We start from the raw sequence: 21,071 nt of genomic DNA on the forward strand, positions 1-21,071 counted from the left end.
ATTCGTTTTATGATTAATTACCTTTAAGATACTCCTTCTACGATCAATACAATCTCTCCTTTGACACCTTTTTCTTTAAAGTAGTCATGTACTTCCTGTAAGGTGCCTCTTTTGTTCTCTTCGAACATTTTAGTGAGTTCCCTGCTGACACAGCAGTTCCTTTCTGCCCCAAAGTAACCGATCATGTCTTCCAGTGTTCGTACCAGCCGGTGGGGAGATTCGTAAAATACCAGTGTGCGCTCGTCTGTAGCCAGTTGCGTAAACAAGGTATGACGGCCTTTTTTAAGAGGAGGAAAGCCTTCGAAGGAGAAGCGGTTCATGGGAATGCCGCTGTTTACAAGGGCAGGCACAAAGGCAGTAGCACCTGGCAGGCATTCTACCGGCACTCCGCCACGCACACATTCACGAACCAGCAGGAAACCCGGATCGGAGATGCCTGGTGTACCGGCATCGGTGATAAGGGCCATAACCTTGCCTGACTGCATCTGTTCTAACAGGTGCTGTACAATTTTGTGTTCGTTATGCTGATGGTAGGGAGTGATGGGTTTGTTGATATTATAGTGCCTTAACAGCACTCCGGATGTGCGGGTATCTTCCGCCAGCACCAGTGCTGCTTCTTCCAGCACCTTCACCGCACGGTATGTGATATCGGCGAGATTACCTATGGGAGATGGAACGAGATATAGCTTCGACATGATGGATATTTAGCAACAGCCGCAAGCTACAAGCTACGTAGAAGCTATAAGATGACAAGCTACAAGATGCAATACACCTTGTAGCTTGTAGCTTGCAGCTTATTGAATGTGTACTTCAAAAGACTCCATTACCTGGTTTGCCAGTAATTTCTGACAGGCGTCAGACGCCAGTTTTTCTGCTTCCTCTTTGGTAGCAGCATCTATCTGCAGGGTAATGTGTTTACCTATTCTTACGTCTTGTACATGGCTGATGCCCAGGTTTTTTAAACCACTCATAACCGCCTTGCCCTGCGGGTCCAGTAATTCTTTCAGCGGCATCACATTGATATGTGCAGTAAACGTCATTTCCTAAAAATTTTGACGCAAACCTAATACTTTAATCCCAAAAAACAAGTCATTTTCCGGTGTTCCCCGTTGCAGGACGTGCTATTACGGACAGTAAAACATAACAAATAAACACCACCGGCACAGCAGCAAATCTGAGTAAAGGAGCACCGGCTATAGCCAGTATGATCAAAGCCACACGGGGCCAGTTCTCTGACATCGAGAGCGTTTTGAACTTAAGGCTCAGCATGGGTATTTCTGCTACCATCAGGTAACACAATACCAGGATGACCGTGTACAATACCCAGAGATTCTGGAGCATGGGCGCCAGGTTAAAGGGATTGTACAGGATGATGAGCGGGAAGGAAGCTACCAGCAGTCCTACTGCCGGAGTAGGCATGCCTATAAAGTTTTCAGACTGTCTTGTATCCAGGTTGAACTTTGCCAGGCGGTAGGCTGCAAAGCAGGGTATTAATAATGCGGGAGCCAGGTTAATGTACGATACATCGAATACATCAGGCATGCGCATGTATGCACTGCGTAACAGGCGGAAGAAAATCATTCCCGGTACGAGGCCGAAGGTGATCAGATCTGCCAGGGAATCCAGTTCTTTCCCGAAGGGGGATTGCAACTTCAGTAAACGCGCGACCAATCCATCCAGAAAGTCGAACAAACTTGCCAGTACTACCAATGCAGAGGCCCAGTAAACTGGTTCCGGATTGGTAATCGTATATTCTACCCCATTGAATTCCGCGATGTATTGCGGAGCATGCAGGATGAAGATAATGGCCAGTGAGCCACAAAACAGGTTGCCGAGCGTAAGGATATTTGGAAGTTGTTTCATTCTACTTTTATATGCAAACAGATTGTTGGCTTTGCTATCGGACGAAATTAATATTATAATTCCTTGTTATAAGCAGTCGGTTCCAATTATAATGGAACTTTAATCAGCCTTTAATATTAAGTAAATATATATACTATTTCTTCATCAGAGCTTCAATCTCGTCAGCAGTAATGGGAATATTTTTCATCAGGTCGATATTGCCTTTGGCAGTTATCCAGATGTTATTCTCTATACGAACGCCCATTTGCTCTTCTTCGATATAAATACCGGGTTCTATGGTCATTACAGAATCTTCAGGAATGGGTTGGAAGAAGGATGGTCCCAGGTCATGTACACCTACACCCAGGTGGTGAGAAATACCATGGTAGAGGTATTTGCGGTATGCAGGGGTTTCGGGATCCTGATTTTTAATATCTGCTTCGGTAATCAGTCCCAGTTTTACGAACTCCTTCCCTGCTTCAATGCCTACCATTTCGTGGTATTTAGCGATGGTGATACCTGGTTTGAGGATGGACCTGCAATAGTTGTGCAGATGCAGACAGGCATCATATACCTGGCGCTGACGGGCAGAGAATTTGCCGTTTACGGGTACGGTGCGGGTAAGGTCGGCATTGTAACCACCATAAGCGGCACCAAAGTCCATCAGTACCAGTTCTCCGTCTTTACATTCCAGGTTATTGGTTACGTAGTGCAGGGTACGGGCACGGTCACCACTGGCGATGATAGAGGTATATGCCTCTCCGTCTGAGCGGTTGCGGAGAAATTCGTGTACGATTTCCGCCTGGATTTCATGTTCCCATACGCCTGGACGGATGAAGGTCAATAAGCGGCGGAAAGCTTTTTCTGTGATATCCATGGCCACCTGCATGATCTTTATTTCTTCCTGTGTTTTAACGGCACGGAGTTTCTTTAAGATCACGGCTGCACGCAGGTAAGTGTGCAGGGGGTAGCGGGCACGCAGCTCTTCTGCATAACGGTAATCCCTTACCGGTACGAGGCTGGCTTTGCGGTTATTTTCGTTTGAGTTCAGGTAAATGTTAGTGGCTTCGTGAATCCATTGCTGTAACATGGCATCCAGTGCATCCAGCCATACTACGGTAGCAATACCGGAAACAGCCAGGGCTTCATCTTTGCGCAGGCGATGTCCGTCCCACTTTTCTTTCAGCTCGTTAGGGCGAACCAATACCAGTACTTCGCGGTATTTAGGGTCTGGATTATCAGGGTATAAAATTACCATCGTATCTTCCTGTTCTACACCTGTAAGCCAATAGAGGTCTGCATTCTGCTGGAATTTATAGAGTGCGTCGCCGTTCGTAGGCAGTTCATCATTGGAATTGATGATAGCGATAGAGTGAGGCTGCATTTCTGCAATAAAGCGCTGACGGTTCTTAATGAAAGTCTGAGAGTCTAAGGGCAAATTTTTCATGTGCATGTTTTACGGTGGTGTCTTATATAAATGCGCGTCAAACCTACTGAAATTTCGCAATAAAGTACGCGGTTAATACTTCATCCATGCTTCAGAGAGGAAGGAGACAGGAAGGAGATAGGACGGAGACAGGGAGGAGGCCCCTGTCCGGGGTTATTTATTAAGTGTATTTATACCCTTTTATTCCTTGCCGTTTTCCATAGCTCAGGCAGGCGCATTTTAGAAATATACTAAACAAACAACCATTTAGCATCGTGAAATTCTAAATTTATGTTAATCCGGGGCTAATAATTTGAAAATATCAAAAAAGCACTAGATTTGCTTTTACACACCAAAACAATCTTACTATGCAAGCTAGCAGCGTAAGGGATTTCGTTGCCGACCTTTCAGCATTAGGTATCAGGCAGCCAGCTAATGTATACTATCAACTGGAACCTTCCGTGTTAGTATCCCAAACTTTATCACGCAGACAAGGGGCACTCACCAGCAGTGGTGCCCTATCTGTGAATACTGGTAAATTTACAGGCCGTTCTCCCAAAGACAAGTTTATTGTAAAGGATAATCTGACAGCAGATACTGTGAACTGGAATGATTTTAACATCCCTGTTTCTACAGCAACTTTTGACAATCTTTATCAGAAAATCACCGGATACTTTTCCGGGAAGGATGTTTGGATGAGGGATTGTTATGCCTGTGCAGCCCCCGCTTACCGGATCAACATCCAGGTGATTACCGAAACACCCTGGGCCAATCTCTTTGCCTATAATATGTTCCTGCGTCCTGTAGAGGAAGAACTGGAATATATGCATCCGGAATGGACTGTTATACAGGCTCCGGGGTTCCTGGCAGATCCTGCTGTGGATGGCACCCGCCAGCCGAACTTTGCGATGGTGAGCTTTACCCGCAAAACCATCATCATTGGAGGCACCGCTTATACCGGGGAGATCAAGAAAGGCATTTTCACCATTCTTAATTATCTACTGCCACATGAGCATGGCGTATTGAGCATGCACTGCTCTGCCAACCAGGGAAAAGACGGCGATACGGCTATTTTCTTTGGACTTAGCGGAACGGGAAAAACCACGCTGAGTGCAGATCCGCAGCGTAAGCTGATTGGAGATGATGAGCATGGCTGGGCTGCAGACAACGTCTTTAATTTTGAAGGAGGCTGTTATGCGAAATGTATAGACCTGAGTGAAGAAAAGGAACCTCAGATTTATCATGCGGTACGTGAAGGCGCTTTGCTGGAGAACATTACCTGCCATCCGAATACTACGGTGGTGAACTATGCGGATAAATGTATTACAGAAAATACACGGGTATCTTATCCCCTGTATTATATAGATAATGCAATGATCCCTTCTGTAGGACATATTCCACAGAATATCTTCTTCCTTACATGTGATGCATATGGCATATTACCACCTATCTCTAAATTAACACCGGAACAGGCTATGTACCAGTTTATTTCTGGTTATACGGCCAGGGTAGCTGGTACAGAAGCAGGTGTTACAGAGCCCAGCGCTACTTTCAGTACCTGTTTTGGCGCTCCTTTCCTGCCATTGCATCCTGTGCAGTATGCCCGGATGCTGGGAGAGAAACTGCATAGCAATAAAGTGCAGGTATGGCTGGTGAATACCGGCTGGACAGGCGGGGCTTATGGTATTGGACAGCGTATCAAACTGGGTTATACCCGGGCTATGGTAGCGGCGGCTCTGAATGGAGATCTGGAAAAAATGTCTTATAAATACGATACCGTATTTGGTTTTGCTATCCCGGAAGCATGTCCCGGAGTACCCGAGAACATCCTGGACCCACGCAATACATGGGAGAATAAAGAAGCATATGATGTACAGTCAAGGGAACTGGCGGCCCGGTTTGTGCAAAACTTTAAAAAGTATGCTTCTATTGCCGATCATGAAATTTTATCTGCATCTCCAAATATTTAGTCTATATTGGGGTTCAATTCCTGCCTTTAAAATTTCCACTACTATTACAAGTTCTATCCTATACAGGTTTTGCCTGTAGCAAAACAAGTGACCTTATTCATATTTGAAAGCAGGAAACTTGTTTTGCAGAACTTGCACTCTCCCATTTTACAATTTTTACTGTACCTTTGCGCATGCAAATTTTAGACGGTAAACTTGTTTCAGCGGCTATCAAGGCCCAATTAGCAGATAAGGTAACTGAATTGAAGGCGATGGGCCAGAAGGTGCCTCATCTGGCAGCTATACTGGTTGGCGACAGCGCCGCCAGTGAAACGTATGTGGCTTCCAAGGTGAAATCCTGTGCCGAAATCGGATACCATTCCACGCTATTGCGTTTTGATGCTCAGATTTCTGAAAAACATCTGCTGGATAACATTATCATGTTGAATGAAAATCCGGAAATAGATGGCATCCTCGTACAACTTCCTTTACCTAAACATATTAACGAAGAACTGGTGATCAATACCATTGATCCCAGTAAAGACGTAGATGGCTTTCATCCGGTAAACGTGGGAAAAATGGTAAGCGGACTGCCTACTTTTATTCCTGCTACTCCTTATGGTATTATGCTGATGCTGGAACATTACAAGGTTCCAACCAAAGGCAAACATGCTGTAGTAATAGGACGCAGTCATATTGTAGGTACACCGATGAGCATACTCCTGAGCCGTAACAGCTACCCTGGTAACTGTACGGTTACATTGTGTCACTCACAAACGCCTAACCTCACAGAGATGTGCAAACAGGCAGATATCATTGTGGCTGCGATCGGCCGCCCTGAATTTGTGACAGCGGAGATGGTGAAAGAAGGAGCGGTGATCATTGACGTAGGTATCAACCGTATACCAGATGCGAGCAAAAAGAGTGGTTTCAGGCTGGTAGGTGATGTGAATTTTAATGATGTGGCTGATAAATGCAGCTATATCACTCCGGTACCGGGTGGTGTTGGTCCTATGACCATTGCAGCGTTGCTGAAGAACACCTACCACGCTTCTATCGGACAAAAGGTAAATTTAAATTAATGACGGCATCAGTAACATATCTTTCAGGCACTCTCCAACTGCCGGTAATGGAACGCTTTTACACCATACAGGGTGAAGGCTACCATCAGGGCAGAGCTGCGTATTTTATACGCCTGGGGGGGTGTGATGTTGGTTGTCACTGGTGTGATGTAAAAGATAGCTGGGATGCATCCAAACATCCTTTGTTATCGGTAAATGATTTAGCACGTGATGCGGCCGAAAATCCCGGCCGCATTGCGGTGATTACCGGCGGAGAGCCGTTAATGCATGATCTGGATGCGCTGACTGAAGCATTGCATCAGGAAGGATTCCATACACATATTGAAACATCCGGTTCCTCTCCGCTGAGTGGGCACTGGGACTGGATAACTTTATCTCCCAAAAAATTCAAAGCCCCTTTGCCGGAAATATGTACCCTGGCAAACGAGCTGAAAGTAGTTATTTTCAATAAGTCGGACTTTGCATGGGCAGAGAAATATGCTGCCCTGGCGAACTCTCACTGCAAGCTCTACCTTCAGCCGGAATGGGATAAAGCAGCGGAGATCACTCCGCTCATTATAGATTACATTAAAGCGAACCCGCAGTGGCAGCTTTCCTTACAGATTCACAAGTATATACACGTCCCTTAATACTCATTTAACATCTTACATTTGCAGATTTTTTCATATATTGTCCGGCGATGACAATAGTATGTTATGAATAAAGCCCTCTTACTCCTGATCTGTCTTGTGATGTGTGCCAGTTTGCATGCCCAGGTAGTGACATATGAAACTGCGAAGAAAAAAGCCCAGAAAAGTTTTGATGAAGCACAAATGGCTGTCCGGGAATACAAGATGGAAGATGCGATTTCACTCTTGCAGGATGCGATTAAAATTGAACCTGGATTTACAGATGCTTATGGACAGATGGTGATCACCTCTGTTGAAATGCGAAAATATAAGGAAGCCATCAATAGCTATGAAGTATTGGTACGTTTGGATAGCGCTTCTACCAGACCTGCTATGCTGGCCTATTGTAAGGCATTGTCCGGCGTAGGTCGTTTTAAAGAAGCGCTGGAACTGGTGAACGCCTATATCGCTACTAATAAAGTAAAAAGTGCCAAGGCGGAAGCGTTGAAGCTGAATTTAGATTTCGCTGTAAATACCGCTCAGCAGGCTGTTCCCTTTCAACCGCATAATATGGGAGACAGCATCAACACTAAAGATCCTGAATACTTTCCTTCTCTTACAATCGATAACAGAACACTCATTTTTACCAGGCGCGTGAATGGCACAAATGAGGATTTTTATGTGTCTGAAAAAGATGATAGTGCTAAATGGGGACCGGCAGTGAGTCTGGGCCAGCCTGTGAATTCATCTTCTTTTAATGAGGGGGCGCAGAATATTTCCCAGGATGGGAAAATGCTGGTATTTACCGGTTGTGATTTCCCTGGTGGCAGAGGTAGTTGTGATATCTATTACACAATAAAAACACAGGAAGGCTTGTGGGTAGACCCAATTAATATGGGAGCGCCGATAAACAGCCGTGACTGGGAATCTCAACCCTGCTTATCTCCTGATAAACAAACACTCTATTTTGCTAAAGAGACCCAGGATGCCGGGTCTGATATTTTCATGAGTCAGTTGCAGCCGAATGGTAAATGGGGCGTACCGGAAAGGTTAGGCCCCAACATTAATACCAAAGGCAGAGAAACAACTCCTTTTATTCATGCGGATAACCAGACTTTATACTTTGCTTCCAATGGTTTGCAGGGGTATGGTGGCATGGATATATTTTACTCGCGCCGTCAGGCAGATGGTAGCTGGGGACCAGCAACCAATCTTGGTTATCCTATCAATACAATTGATGAGGAAGCCAGTCTGGTAGTAGCTTCTGATGGTAAGACTGCCTACTATGCTTCTAATCGTGCAGATAGCAGAGGCGAACTGGATATTTACAGCTTTGAGTTGTATCCGGCTGCACGACCATTGAGGACGTTGTATGTGAGAGGTTTTGTGCATGATGCGAAAAATATCAACCGTCGTCTAATTGCGAATATAGAACTGACGGATGTGTCTACAGGCTTTAATATTGCTAATATTAAGAGTGATGAATATGGTAATTACCTGGTGACATTACCGGTAGGAAAAGATTATGCTTTCAATGTGAATAAGAAAGGATTTTTGTTCTATTCTGATAACTTTTCTTTGAAGAATGCAGGGGATCAGGATTCTTCTTATGAGAAGAATATTCCTTTGCAGACGATTGATACAGCGGCGGTGTTAGTATTGCATAATATCTTCTTTGATAGCAAGCAGTATGTGCTGAAACCAGAGTCTTTCCCTGAGCTGGATAGAGTGGTTGCTTTGATGAAAGATAACCCTATGATGACAACAGAAGTAGGTGGGCATACGGATGATGTGGGTAGTGATTATGATAATATGCAGTTGTCCGAGCATCGTGCGAAGGCGGTGGTGCACTATATGGTGAGTAAGGGAATTGAAGAGTGGAGATTGCAGCCGAAAGGTTATGGAGAGACGAAGCCGGTGGCACCTAATACTACAGAGGCGGGAAAAGCGGAGAACAGGAGAACAGAGTTTAAGATTTTGTGTTTTACTTATTAAGATGCTGATAAAGATTTTTATAAAAGGAATGGCCCGCGACTGCGGGCCATTCCTTTTATAGCGATATACTTTCTCTAATAATCTTTCAGTTTGCTTTTTAATATTGAATCCATTTCTGGTGTGCTTCTTTTGTAGTTGTACTGGAACATTGCGGGTAACCAATCTCCATACATGGGGTTGGGTAATACTATAAAGCGGTTACCGAAATCAGCAGCTGATTGTTTTGTTACCTGTTCTCTTTGATCTGAAGGCAGCTTATCAAATATCACTGCGAAATCGCTGAGATTATCTCCCATTAATAATGCAATATCATGTGTTTCTGCTACCTGTTGTCTGCGGCTTTCTTTGCCTGAGGTAGTCGTTTTTAATAACAGGTGTGCATTGTCTGCATCCGGGAAATGCCAGTGCTGCAGGTTCTTTAAGGTAACCTCACGTTCTGTTTCTGCACGGTTGGTAATGTAATATATATGCACTCCTTTTGATGCTGCGAATTGTAAAAAAGACAATGCACCAGGGACTGTATCTGCAGCAGCTTTTGCCGTCCATTCAAACCATGTTTTATCTGAGTATGATTGTCCGTGTAAGGAAGTATGTACTGTGTAAGGGCTGTTATCTAAAATGGTTTCGTCAATATCTGTTACGATTGCCAGCGGCTTTTCATGTGCCTGTTGAAGGCGCTCATTCAGGCGTAATTTAGCGATGTTGTATGCCTGAAAACAGAGCGCTTTATATTCAGCAGACTGTTGTTGCCATAAGGCTGCAAATGCAGGCCCGTAAGGGACTAATGCAGTTTGCGGAACAGGAGCTTCTACTGCTTTGCTGGTTTGCGGAACAGTTGGTTTTACTGTTTTGCAGCTTAGTGTGGGAAGAAGGAGAGCGGATGTTAAAAAAAAGGTGAACTTTTGCATGGAAGACCAGTGGGAAAGTGATAAATTTGGAATGTTGACCACAAAAGTAAGGAATATGCAAGATGAGTTACGCCACCAAATTGCCCTCACCCAAATTTCACAGATAGGAGACGTTATCGCAAAGAAACTGCTTAGCTGTTTCGGTACTGCCAGCGCTATCTTTTCAGCCGGCAAACGGGAACTTGCATGCATTGAAGATGTAGGCAGCAACAGGGCGCTGGCTATAAAATCATTTAATGATTTTAAGAAAGTAGATAAAGAGATCGCTTTTATAGAGAAGTATCATATTCAGCCTGTCTTTTATACAGATCCCGGTTATCCGCAACGATTGCAACAGTGTTATGACAGCCCAATAATGCTGTATTTTAAAGGCACCGCCAATCTGAATGCATCCAGGATTGTAAATGTGATTGGCACCCGTGCGCCAGGAGAATATGGGAAACAGATGTGTGCCAGATTAGTAGCAGCACTGGCGCCTTATAATGTAACAGTTGTAAGCGGGATGGCATATGGCATAGATATTATCGCGCATAGAACTGCTGTTGAAAATAATATACCTACACTTGGCGTAATGGCCCACGGGCTGGACCGTATTTACCCGGCTATACATAAATCCACCGCTATGCAAATGGTTCACAATGGCGGGCTGATTACAGAATTTATCAGTGAAACAAATCCGGATAAACAGAACTTCCCCAGAAGAAACAGGATAGTAGCAGGGATGGCAGATGCCACCATCGTAATAGAGAGTGGTGCTAAAGGCGGTTCATTGATTACTGCTGATATTGCCAATAGCTATAACAGGGATGTAATGGCCCTTCCGGGGCGTGTAGGCGATCCTAATGCTGCGGGCTGTAATGATCTGATTAAAGCAAATAAGGCTATGCTGATTACCGGTGCCAGTGATATACTGGATATGATGGGATGGGAGCAGGTGGTAAAGCCCCGCCCCAACCCTCAAAAAGCGCTTTTTGTTGAGTTAAGTGAGGAAGAACGGCGCATTATGGCGTTGTTTGCCGGGCAGGAAGAGAAACATATAGATGAGATCTGCCGGCAGATACCCCTTCCGGGTAGCCAGATAAACAGCCTGGTGATGCAGATGGAAATGCAGCATATATTGAAGAGCCTACCAGGTCAAAAATACCAATTGGTATAAAGTTAGGCGGCATTGTGCTTTTTTTATCGTACATTTGCGTGCAATTATTTAATAACTGACAAATAGTTGCAACATGCCTGCCGGAAAATCAAAACCGAAATTTGTTGAAGAAGGACTCACCTTTGACGACGTGCTGCTGGTTCCAGCCTACTCTGAAGTATTGCCCAGAGATGTAAATCTTACAACGCAACTTACTAAAAACTTACGCATAAATCTGCCGATGGTATCTGCTGCGATGGATACTGTTACCGAAGCTGAACTGGCCATTTCACTGGCCCGCCAGGGAGGTATTGGTATTCTGCATAAGAACATGAGCATTGAAAAACAGGCAGAACAGGTGAGAAAGGTGAAACGCAGTGAGAGCGGCATGATCATCGATCCCATTACCCTGCGTGCCAATGCGACCATCGCTGAAGCCCTGAGGCTGATGAAAGAGAACAAGATAGGCGGTATTCCCATCGTTGACGAAAAAGACAAACTGGTGGGCATCCTTACTAATCGTGATCTCCGTTTTGAAAAGGACCACAAACGCCTGGTACACGAGGTTATGACCTCTGAAAACCTGGTAGTAGCGCCTGAAGGGACTGACCTCAAGAAAGCAGAAAAGATCTTACAACAGAATAAGATAGAAAAACTGCCCGTTGTAAACAAACACGGCAAACTGGCAGGACTGATCACATACAGGGATATCCTTCAGCTCACCAGCTACCCGAATGCTGTTAAAGATGCATTTGGCCGTTTACTGGTAGGTGCTGCCTTAGGAATCACTCCTGATGTAATAGAAAGGGCACAGGCACTTATTAACGTAGGTGTGGACGTGGTTTGCCTGGATAGCTCTCACGGGCATTCCATTGCAGTACTGAACACCCTGAAGAAGCTGAAAAAGACCTTCCCTAAATTACAGGTGATAGCAGGTAACGTAGCCACTGCCGAAGGTGCTCTTGCACTGGCAGAAGCAGGTGCAGATGCGGTGAAAGTAGGCGTAGGACCAGGTTCTATCTGTACTACCCGCGTTGTTACCGGTGCCGGTTTCCCTCAATTATCTGCTGTACTGAATGCAGCTGAAGCATTGAAGAAATCAGGTGTACCCGTTATTGCTGATGGTGGGATCCGTTATACCGGTGATATGGTGAAAGCACTGGCAGCAGGCGCTTCCGCTATCATGGCAGGTTCTATCTTTGCTGGTGTGGAAGAAAGCCCCGGAGAAACTATCATCTACGAAGGACGTAAATTCAAGTCTTACCGTGGTATGGGTTCCCTGGAAGCAATGATGGAAGGTAGTAAAGACCGTTATTTCCAGGAAGAAGATGATATCAAGAAACTGGTGCCTGAAGGTATCGTAGGCCGTGTTCCTTACAAAGGCATGCTGGCAGAAGTAATCCAGCAGTTTGTTGGTGGGTTGCGTGCAGGTATGGGGCTTACCGGTTCTAAAGATATTACTACCCTGCAGAGTGCACAGTTTATCAAAATATCTCCGGCTACTGTGAAGGAAAACCACCCCCATGATGTGGTGATTACCAAAGAAGCGCCGAATTATAGCAGATAATTATAATTAATTATAAATTAATAAGGCCTCTTGTCTATGACAAGGGGCTTTGTTATTTAAGGGGTTATATATGACAGGCTGTGTTCGCTATGTGGATGGGATATGGAGTATTGGTTGTGAAGTGTTATTTTTGAATGAAGGGGTTTTGCAGGGCTTCGCCCTGCACCCAAAAAACAGACTCAAATAGAAATGGCAAAAAGAAGTACGCAAAGATGGGTTCCGGTATTATTAAGTCTTAGTGGGGCGGCGTTACTATGGGCAGCATGGCCCACCTCTCCCCTTACCTTTCTTATTTTTATCGCATTTATTCCCCTGCTGCGCCTTGCAGATACAGTGGAATCCACCGGGAAGTATTACGGCTATATTTATCTTTCTTTATTTATCTGGAATGTAGGCACTACCTGGTGGGTGGGTAATACGACCGTACCTATCAGCGGACTGGCAGCCAATCTTATTAATACTACCGTGATGAGCGTACCCCTGCTGGGATACTATCGTTCACGCAAACGACTAGGCACAACAGCAGGATACTTTGCACTCATCGTATATTGGATCACGTTTGAATATGTGCATCTGAACTGGGAATTCAGCTGGCCCTGGTTAAGCCTGGGTAATGCTTTTGCCATGTATCCTTCCTGGATACAGTGGTATGAATATACCGGTGCAAGCGGTGGTACATTATGGGTGCTCCTGTGTAATATTTCCATTTATCATACCTGGCAGTTGCGGGACTGGAAAACAGCCTGGAAACCGGCCGCTATCATTATCATTCCATTACTCTTAAGTTCCCTTATACAATATACTTTCAAAACACCGGAAGGACCTTCTAAAGAGGTAGTCATCGTTCAGCCGAATATTGATCCTTACGATAAATTTGCAGAGAGTTATGCAGCAGCAGCCAGGCAACTGGATAAATTATTAGAACTCTCAAAGCAAAAAACAGATAGCCAGACGGCATATATCATCTGGCCTGAAACAGCGCTGTTCACCAATGGCGTCTGGGAAAATAACCTGGCTACTGAAGGTGGTACACAAAGCATTCATTATTTTTTACAGCAATATCCCAAAGCAGCGATCATCAGCGGAGCCATTACCCTTAAACGTTACGATAAACTGGATGAAATGCCCTATACGGCACGCATCATGGATGAAAATTCTTCTTATGATGTATTTAATTCAGCGGTACAGATAGATACTTCCGGTATTGTACAGGTGTATCATAAGTATGAGCTGGTGCCGGGTGTGGAAATGATCCCTTATGCCCGTTATATGTTCTTCATGAAATACCTGGCATTGGATATGGGTGGAATTACGGGTGGTTATGGCCGTACAGCGGGTGAAAATGTACTGACAAGTACAGACAAACGTATTAAAGTATCTCCTGCTATCTGTTATGAATCTGTGTATGGAGAATATGTGGCAGAGCATGTACGTATGGGAGCTAATCTCCTCTTCATTATTACTAATGATGGGTGGTGGGGAAATACAGAAGGTCACAGGCAACATCTGCAATATGCACGTTTACGCGCAATAGAAACAAGACGCTGGATAGCCCGCAGCGCGAACACCGGTATTTCCTGTATCATAGACCCCATGGGAAGGGTTCAGCAACCCCTGCCCTACTGGAAAGAAGGAGTTATTAAAGGAAATGTAACACCCGGTTACATTTTGACGTTCTATGTAAAATATGGTGATCTTATTTCAAAGGCTGCATCAGCTTTTTGTATATTGCTGATCATATATAGTTTCTACCTGCGGTTCAGGCAGAAGAAGATATCATAACCCGTTAGGATAGTAAATGATTGATTGCGGTTTACGCATATATATAATCTGAGTTACATTATTCGTTACTTGTCAGATGCCTGTCAGCTATCTGACAAGTTAATCGCGTTTTAAATAAATAATTTATAATGCAGACTAAACTTTCTGCCGGAAATAGTACTCTAAACAAAGTAAAAGAGCCCGCTGTCGTATTGATTCATGGATTTGCAGAGAACAACCAGATATGGGAACAACAGCAGGCTTACCTAAGCGAACAATTCTACGTGATAGCTCCGGACTTACCCGGCAGTGGGCAAACACCGCTTACTGAGCCACTTAGCATTGAGAGTATGGCCGATTTTGTTCATTCTATTTTACTGGCGGACGGAATTGAAAGCGCAGTGATTATCGGCCATTCTATGGGAGGTTATGTAGCGCTGGCACTGGCAGAAAAATATCCGGCGATGGTAAAAGGACTGGGATTGTTCCACTCTACTGCAGCTCCTGATAGTGAAGAGAAAAAAGAAGGTCGTCTTAAATCTATCAATATTATAAGACAATACGGAGGAGAAGCGTTTATAAGACAAGCATTGCCGAATATGTTCAGTCCTGTTTATAAACAGCAACATCCCGAACAGGTAGATGCCTATGTGACAATGGGAATGCAATGTCCGCAGGCATCACTGATAACATATTATCACGCTATGATCAACCGTCCTGATCGTACGGCTGTATTATCATCCCTGCAGGTACCTGTGTTGTTTGTAATAGGGAAAGATGATACGGCAGTTCCGCTGAAAGGTGTATTACCACAGGTATCAATGCCCTATACCAGCAGTATACATATATTCCCGGAGACAGGACATATGGGTATGTGGGAAGTACCTGAAGCCAGCAATGGCCTGTTACAGGAGTTTATTCTTTTTTGCCAACAATACTGATAGTGAAACGAACCCTCATACTGCTTTTTATCCTTTCCTGCGGACTCATATCCCGGGCTTCCCATATTATTGGGGGCGAGATGTCATATAAATATATCAGCGCTACCAGTACAGGTGTGACCTACCAGGTAACGCTGAAGCTATTCCGTGTATGTACGCATGCAGATAATTTAGCAGAATTACCGGCTTCGGTATATTTCGGGGTTTTCAGTAAAACAGATGGCAGTCAGCCATCAGGATTTCCTGTGCTGGTGGCACGTACCAGTAAAGAAGAAAAGACATTGGCACAGGTAGATCCCTGTATAGTAAATCCTCCAACAGTATGTTTCCAGATAGGTATTTATATTACAACGATCACAGTACCTGTTAACACAGCAGGATATACGGTATCCTTCCAGAGTTGCTGCAGGGATAACTCTATGGCAAATATAATTGATACACACAGAGCCGATGACCAGGATAATTATCCGGGTAATGGTGCGTCTTATTTTACAGAATTGCCAGGAACTAATCCTACAGGTAATTCCAGTCCTGTATTTGCAAAAGATGAAGCAGTACTGGTGTGTGCAGGTAAGAAATTTACTTATGATTTTTCTGCTACAGATATAGATGGTGATAGCCTCGCTTACGTATTCTGCGAAGCATATGGCGGTGGACAGGTAACAAAGAGCAATGATAAAGAAGCTACTCCACCTGCAGCTGTGGCTCCTCCTTATACTTCCGTTCCTTATAAAAGCCCTTATACCGGTGGAGGTCCACTGGGAACAGGCGCATACATAGATCCTAAAACAGGCGTTATTTCGGGTATTGCTCCGCCGGCAGGTAAATATGTAGTAACCGTATGTGTGTATGAATACAAGAATGGAGTCTTATTTGGTATTCATCGTAAAGATTTTCACATGAACGTTACTACCTGTGTGAAAGAAGTGGTAGCGGCGATGCCTGATAAATACAATGACTGCTCCGGTTATACGATTACTTTCCTCAATAACAGTACAGAGGGTAAAACGTACGACTGGAACTTTGGAGATGGTTCTACGCTTACTACTACAAGCACAGATCCTATTCAACATACTTATGCTGCTCAGGGTTTGTATACCGTGAAATTATATGTTGATAGTTTAAGTAATTGCGGAGACAGTGCTACAGCGCTTGCGTATGTATACCCGCTGTTAAACCCGGATGTCAACATCAGTGGATTCTGCAGTAATACTATTACTTCTTTCGGGAATAACTCTACTACGTCCGGACAGAGTGATGCGATTACCTATTATCGTTGGGACTTTGGCGTTAGTACCGCCAGTGATGATACCTCTTTATTAAAAAGCCCTCAGTATAAATACCCGGGACCGGGTAATTATCAGGTAGTACTCTTACTGAGAACAGCCAGGGGATGTGAGAAATATGACACAAGTAATATCATTGTGTATAATAATCCTCCTCTCTATACTACCGGTGATACGTTGTTGTGCATACGTAACTCATTGTCGCTTTTTGCAGAAAGTAATGTAGATGGGAATGTGGTAAATGGTTCTTATGCATGGACACCCAATTATAATATTACAGGCGCCAATACAGCCACTCCGGTGGTTACACCAAAGGTGGATACCACTTATACTGTTACGTTTACTGATGCCACCGGTTGTACAAACACAAAAAGTGTAGCTGTTGATGTAAGAGATAAACTGATCGTAACAACGAGTGCTGACAGTACTATCTGTACGGGAGATGAAGTACACCTGCATGCTACTGTAGACGGTGAATATCCGCTTACATGGTATAACGTGGACAACAATACACAGGTAGGCGATAGCGCAGATTTGTATATTACACCAACTCCTCCTACCACTACATATAGCGTAATAGGAGAATTGGGCGATTGCAGTGGCGGTGATACGGTGCAGCTTACGCTGGTAGATCCTCCTGTTGCTAATGCAGGAACTGATAGTACGATCTGTTACGGAGACCAGATACTGTTACAGGCATCGGGCGGTACTTATTATCAATGGTCCCCCACCTTTACATTACTGACGCCACAACAATCCAGTACAATTGCCAGACCAACAGATACCACGATGTACATCGTTACTGTTACAGATACAAAGGGTTGTCCAAAAGCAGTAACGGATACTGTATGGGTATCTGTAGTGCCTAAAGTACCGGCATTTGCAGGCAATGATACCATTGCTATACTCAATCAGCCATTCCAGTTGCATGCCAGCGGAGGAGTGTCTTATGTATGGACTCCTGTAGATGGCCTGGATGACCCCACTGTTTATAATCCTATCACTATTATCAATCACGATATTACGTATACGGTTACAGCCTATACGATAGAAGGATGCTCTGGCAAGGATGATATTCGTGTACGCTTCATTGCCGGCCCTGATATCTATATCCCTACCGGCTTTACTCCTAATGGCGATGGTACGAATGACATCTTCCGTCCTTTGCCTGTAGGTATTTTGCAGCTTGAGTTTTTCCGGGTATACGACCGCTGGGGAAAACTGATGTACAGCACCTATGAATATATGAAGGGATGGGATGGAAACTACAATGGAGAGCCTGCTGCTATTGGTACTTATGTATGGGTTGTACAGGGAAAAAATATCAATAATGATACTGTTTTACGTAAAGGAACTGTTACGCTTTTGAGGTAAGTAATGATTACCAAACGGCTGTATATACTGTTTTAATTGATGTTGCGGGGGTATTTTTTTTTCAGTAAATTCCTATAGGAAATTACCATTCCCATTACTGTACCCCGTCAATGCGCAAATCTTTCATTCTGGCCCTTTGCTGCATTTTAATCCACGTTACTGCAGCTGGTTACCATATTATTGGCGGCGAGATTTACTATGAGTATGTGGGAATAACTCCGGAAGGCAATAAATACGTATACGTTATCACATTAAAGCTATATCGTAATGCAGACTTTACCTGCGGGGATATTCAGGGTTGCCTGGACCACTTTGAGAACCCGGTACCTATAAACATTTATAATTCCAGGGGAGAACGGGTGCAAAATGCTATCCTCTTATATATCAAAGAAACAAAGCCCCTGCGCGATACACTAAAGAATCCCTGTCTTGCTCCACGCACCCAAAACCTGGAAGTAGTTTTTTATCGTGATACGATTGCACTGGCCCCTATCAGGGGTGGTTATTACATTACTTATCAGCGTTGCTGCCGCGGGCAAAAACTGGCTAACATATACGATTCTGAACATGAAGGTTCTACGTTTTATACGATGATCCCCGGTATAGAAAACCGCCCTACCAATAAGAGTGTACACTTTGATAAAGATGCGGCTATTGTCATCTGCGCCAATCTTCCTTTTAAATATGATTATGCTGCTTATGATGCCGATGGAGACAGTCTTACCTATAACCTCTGCGATGCCCTTACCGGTGGTACTACCCGCAATGAAGTAGCATCTGCTGATCCTCCTCCTTATAATACTACCGTAAGTTATATTTCTCCTTATTCAGGCAGTAATCCTATGGGTGGCTCTCCGCAGATAGGTATCGATGAGAACGGGCTACTGTATGGTACCCCTACCAAAGAAGGGCAGTTTGTAGTATCTGTATGTGTGAGTGAATACGACCGTAAAAGTAAAATGCTGATAGGCACCCATCATAAGGATATCCTGCTTACTGTATTTAATTGTACTACCAATATCAAAGCTGGTTTTCCTTCTCTGTTACAAAACTGTGTGGCAGATGCTGACCTCAGTGTACTGATTCCCAATTCCAGTAATGCGGGTTTTACCTCTGCTTATTACTGGAGCTTCAGCGATGGTACAGATACGATCACCTATGACAGAACAGTATTCAGGCATCAGTTTCCCGATACCGGGATGTATAAAGTAAAACTGGTGGTGAACCCCGGCCTGACATGTACGGACAGTACCACCGGTACTATCAGCAATTATCCCGGGTTATCAGCAGATTTTAGTACTACCGGCTTTTGTAAAGGGAGTCTGATACAGTTTGATGATCACTCTTCCTATACCTATGGAAAGATAACAGAACGGCGCTGGGATATGGGACTGGAAGATGATAGTATATTGAACCGTGCCTATGGTACACATGTAGACTTTACTTATGATAAAGGCGGGTTATATACCGTAGCGTTAACATTGTATACTGACCATGACTGTATGACCACCCTTACCAAAGATGTGAGGATCTATGAAGTACGGCCTTTTGCCGGCAACGATACCATCATTGCCAAGGGACAGCAATTCCAGTTACATGCCACAGGTGGGGATTTTTACAACTGGTACCCCCCGGAAGGATTAAGTAATACCGGCCTCCCAGACCCGATGGTCAGCTGGAACCAGGATATTACCTATACACTGAGGGTATCTGATGTGCAGGGATGTGAGGGGTATGACTCTATCCATATCAAGTATTATACTGGTCCGGATATTTATGTACCATCAGCTTTCAGTCCTAACGGAGACGGGCAGAACGATCATTTCCGCTTTATCCCTGTGGGTATCACCGAATATAATTTCTTCCGCATCTTTAACCGCTGGGGACAGCTGATCTATTCTTCCACTGATTTCCGTACCGGCTGGGACGGTACTATCAAAGGCGCTCCTGCCCCTATAGACACCTATATCTGGATCCTGGAAGGAAAAGATTTCACCGGTAAAACTATTTTACGCAAAGGCACTGTAACTTTGGTGAAGTAAATATTCATTAAATGGCTATAGTTCTGATTACAGGCGCAACATCCGGGTTCGGTGAAGCATGTGCGAAAAAGTTTGCTGCTAACGGTTATGACCTCATTATTACCGGACGTCGTACGGAAAGATTACAACTCCTTCAGCAACAACTTGAACAACAACATCATATCAAAGTATTGCCCCTCTGTTTTGATGTAAGGGATGAGAAAGCGGTAACAGCCACACTCAATGCCATACCGGAACAATGGAAGGCAGTGGATATACTGATCAATAATGCCGGCCTGGCAATGGGCTCCAGCAGTATTGACCAGGGCGAGTTCTCTGACTGGGATACCATGATAGATACCAATGTAAAAGGGTTACTGTATGTATCCCGCACCGTGATCCCCTGGCTGAAGGCACAGGGTAAGGGACATATCATTAACCTGGGCTCTACCGCTGCCAAACAGGCATATGCCAACGGGAATGTCTATTGTGCTACCAAAGCCGCGGTTGATTCTCTTTCCCAGGCTATGCGTATAGACCTGCTGCCTTATCGTATTAAGGTAACTGCAGTACATCCCGGAGCCGCACAAACGGAGTTTGCAGTGGTTCGTTTTAAGGGAGATGCGGAAAAAGCGGATAATGTTTATAAGGGCTTTACTCCTTTAAAAGGGGAAGATATAGCAGACACAATTTATTATTGTGCTACCCTGCCGGCACACGTTTGCATTAACGATCTGGTGATCACCTGTTTACAACAAGCCAACGCTTATTACTTCCAGAAAGAATAAAAAAATGTTAAAATACCACATAGATGTTATGTTATAGTTGATATAATTAACATATATTTGGATTGGTGATTTACATGTGGAAAATTGACGGATGATGCAGTTATTTTTATTGAAAACCATATTATCCAGGGGGAAAATGAATGCCGACTAACTAACGTAATGATTCATGCTAACTATCTATCCTAAAACCGATAATCCTAATCCCTATGCTTACATTTGCAACACTGTATTTGTTGCGCCTTTACTATCCCAAGTGGAAAGCAGAATGGCGCTTCTACGCTGACAAATCCAAAAAGAATAACTACGGTCGCTGGGCTACCCGCCAGGAATGGGCCGGAGCTTTTAGTTACTAAGCAAAGAAGAAATCAAAGTCCCAGGCAAAGCCCGG

At 44.2% G+C, this 21,071-nt stretch carries 17 protein-coding genes; 12 read left to right on the forward strand and 5 right to left on the reverse strand.

What is annotated here, in order from left to right:
- Positions 1-23 precede the first annotated feature (23 nt).
- The 4 genes from rsmI to BMW86_RS04835 form a co-directional block, all read right to left on the reverse strand.
- The gene (gene rsmI / locus BMW86_RS04820; RefSeq protein WP_089779481.1) at positions 24-695 is read right to left on the reverse strand and encodes a 16S rRNA (cytidine(1402)-2'-O)-methyltransferase; all 672 of its coding nucleotides are present in this window, start codon (positions 693-695) and stop codon (positions 24-26) included.
- Between the two features lie 99 nt (positions 696-794).
- Complete coding sequence (purS, locus tag BMW86_RS04825) at positions 795-1,040, reverse strand: phosphoribosylformylglycinamidine synthase subunit PurS (RefSeq protein ID WP_089779483.1); 246 nt, start codon at positions 1,038-1,040, stop codon at positions 795-797.
- Positions 1,041-1,089: 49 nt separating this feature from the next.
- Complete coding sequence (locus BMW86_RS04830; RefSeq protein WP_089779485.1) at positions 1,090-1,863, reverse strand: CDP-alcohol phosphatidyltransferase family protein; 774 nt, start codon at positions 1,861-1,863, stop codon at positions 1,090-1,092.
- A 133-nt stretch (positions 1,864-1,996) separates the two neighbouring features.
- Entirely contained in the window at positions 1,997-3,289 is a 1,293-nt protein-coding gene (locus tag BMW86_RS04835; protein WP_089779486.1) for an aminopeptidase P N-terminal domain-containing protein, read from the reverse strand.
- 347 nt (positions 3,290-3,636) lie between these two features.
- Between BMW86_RS04835 and pckA the strand changes: the two genes are divergently transcribed.
- From pckA to BMW86_RS04855, 4 genes are all read left to right on the forward strand, one after another.
- Positions 3,637-5,238, forward strand: a complete 1,602-nt coding sequence (gene pckA, locus BMW86_RS04840) for a phosphoenolpyruvate carboxykinase (ATP) (RefSeq protein WP_089779488.1) — start codon at positions 3,637-3,639, stop codon at positions 5,236-5,238.
- A gap of 173 nt (positions 5,239-5,411) precedes the next feature.
- Entirely contained in the window at positions 5,412-6,299 is an 888-nt protein-coding gene (gene folD / locus BMW86_RS04845; RefSeq protein WP_089779489.1) for a bifunctional methylenetetrahydrofolate dehydrogenase/methenyltetrahydrofolate cyclohydrolase FolD, read from the forward strand.
- Positions 6,299-6,928, forward strand: a complete 630-nt coding sequence (locus tag BMW86_RS04850; RefSeq protein WP_089779491.1) for a 7-carboxy-7-deazaguanine synthase QueE — start codon at positions 6,299-6,301, stop codon at positions 6,926-6,928. The genes folD and BMW86_RS04850 overlap by 1 nt, the downstream gene beginning before the upstream one ends.
- Positions 6,929-6,994: 66 nt before the next feature.
- Positions 6,995-8,902, forward strand: coding sequence for an OmpA family protein (locus BMW86_RS04855; RefSeq protein ID WP_089779493.1), 1,908 nt, complete (start codon positions 6,995-6,997; stop codon positions 8,900-8,902).
- A gap of 74 nt (positions 8,903-8,976) precedes the next feature.
- On the opposite strand, the gene BMW86_RS04860 is transcribed toward BMW86_RS04855, so the two are convergent.
- Complete coding sequence (locus BMW86_RS04860) at positions 8,977-9,810, reverse strand: 5'-nucleotidase, lipoprotein e(P4) family (protein WP_089779495.1); 834 nt, start codon at positions 9,808-9,810, stop codon at positions 8,977-8,979.
- Positions 9,811-9,865: 55 nt separating this feature from the next.
- On the opposite strand from BMW86_RS04860, the gene dprA reads away from it, so the two are divergent.
- The 8 genes from dprA (at position 9,866) to BMW86_RS32730 (ending at position 21,036) form a co-directional block, all read left to right on the forward strand.
- Positions 9,866-10,966: a DNA-processing protein DprA gene (gene dprA / locus BMW86_RS04865; RefSeq protein ID WP_255372848.1), complete on the forward strand. Its 1,101-nt coding sequence runs from the start codon at positions 9,866-9,868 to the stop codon at positions 10,964-10,966.
- A gap of 73 nt (positions 10,967-11,039) precedes the next feature.
- On the forward strand, positions 11,040-12,512 hold the full coding sequence (gene guaB / locus BMW86_RS04870) for an IMP dehydrogenase (protein ID WP_089779497.1): 1,473 nt from the start codon (positions 11,040-11,042) through the stop codon (positions 12,510-12,512).
- Between the two features lie 189 nt (positions 12,513-12,701).
- Positions 12,702-14,294, forward strand: coding sequence for an apolipoprotein N-acyltransferase (gene lnt / locus BMW86_RS04875; RefSeq protein ID WP_089779499.1), 1,593 nt, complete (start codon positions 12,702-12,704; stop codon positions 14,292-14,294).
- Positions 14,295-14,422: 128 nt separating this feature from the next.
- On the forward strand, positions 14,423-15,214 hold the full coding sequence (locus BMW86_RS04880; protein ID WP_089779501.1) for an alpha/beta fold hydrolase: 792 nt from the start codon (positions 14,423-14,425) through the stop codon (positions 15,212-15,214).
- Between the two features lie 80 nt (positions 15,215-15,294).
- Complete coding sequence (locus tag BMW86_RS04885; protein ID WP_089779503.1) at positions 15,295-17,874, forward strand: PKD domain-containing protein; 2,580 nt, start codon at positions 15,295-15,297, stop codon at positions 17,872-17,874.
- Positions 17,875-17,984: 110 nt separating this feature from the next.
- Positions 17,985-19,916 (forward strand): T9SS type B sorting domain-containing protein, encoded by a 1,932-nt coding sequence (locus BMW86_RS04890; RefSeq protein WP_089779505.1) that lies wholly within the window; start codon positions 17,985-17,987, stop codon positions 19,914-19,916.
- 11 nt (positions 19,917-19,927) lie between these two features.
- Positions 19,928-20,683, forward strand: coding sequence for an SDR family NAD(P)-dependent oxidoreductase (locus BMW86_RS04895; RefSeq protein ID WP_089779506.1), 756 nt, complete (start codon positions 19,928-19,930; stop codon positions 20,681-20,683).
- A 206-nt stretch (positions 20,684-20,889) separates the two neighbouring features.
- On the forward strand, positions 20,890-21,036 hold the full coding sequence (locus BMW86_RS32730) for a hypothetical protein (RefSeq protein WP_177189154.1): 147 nt from the start codon (positions 20,890-20,892) through the stop codon (positions 21,034-21,036).
- The last annotated feature ends 35 nt before the right edge of the window (positions 21,037-21,071 follow it).

The sequence above is a fragment of the Chitinophaga sp. YR573 genome (assembly GCF_900110995.1).
Classification (GTDB): domain Bacteria; phylum Bacteroidota; class Bacteroidia; order Chitinophagales; family Chitinophagaceae; genus Chitinophaga.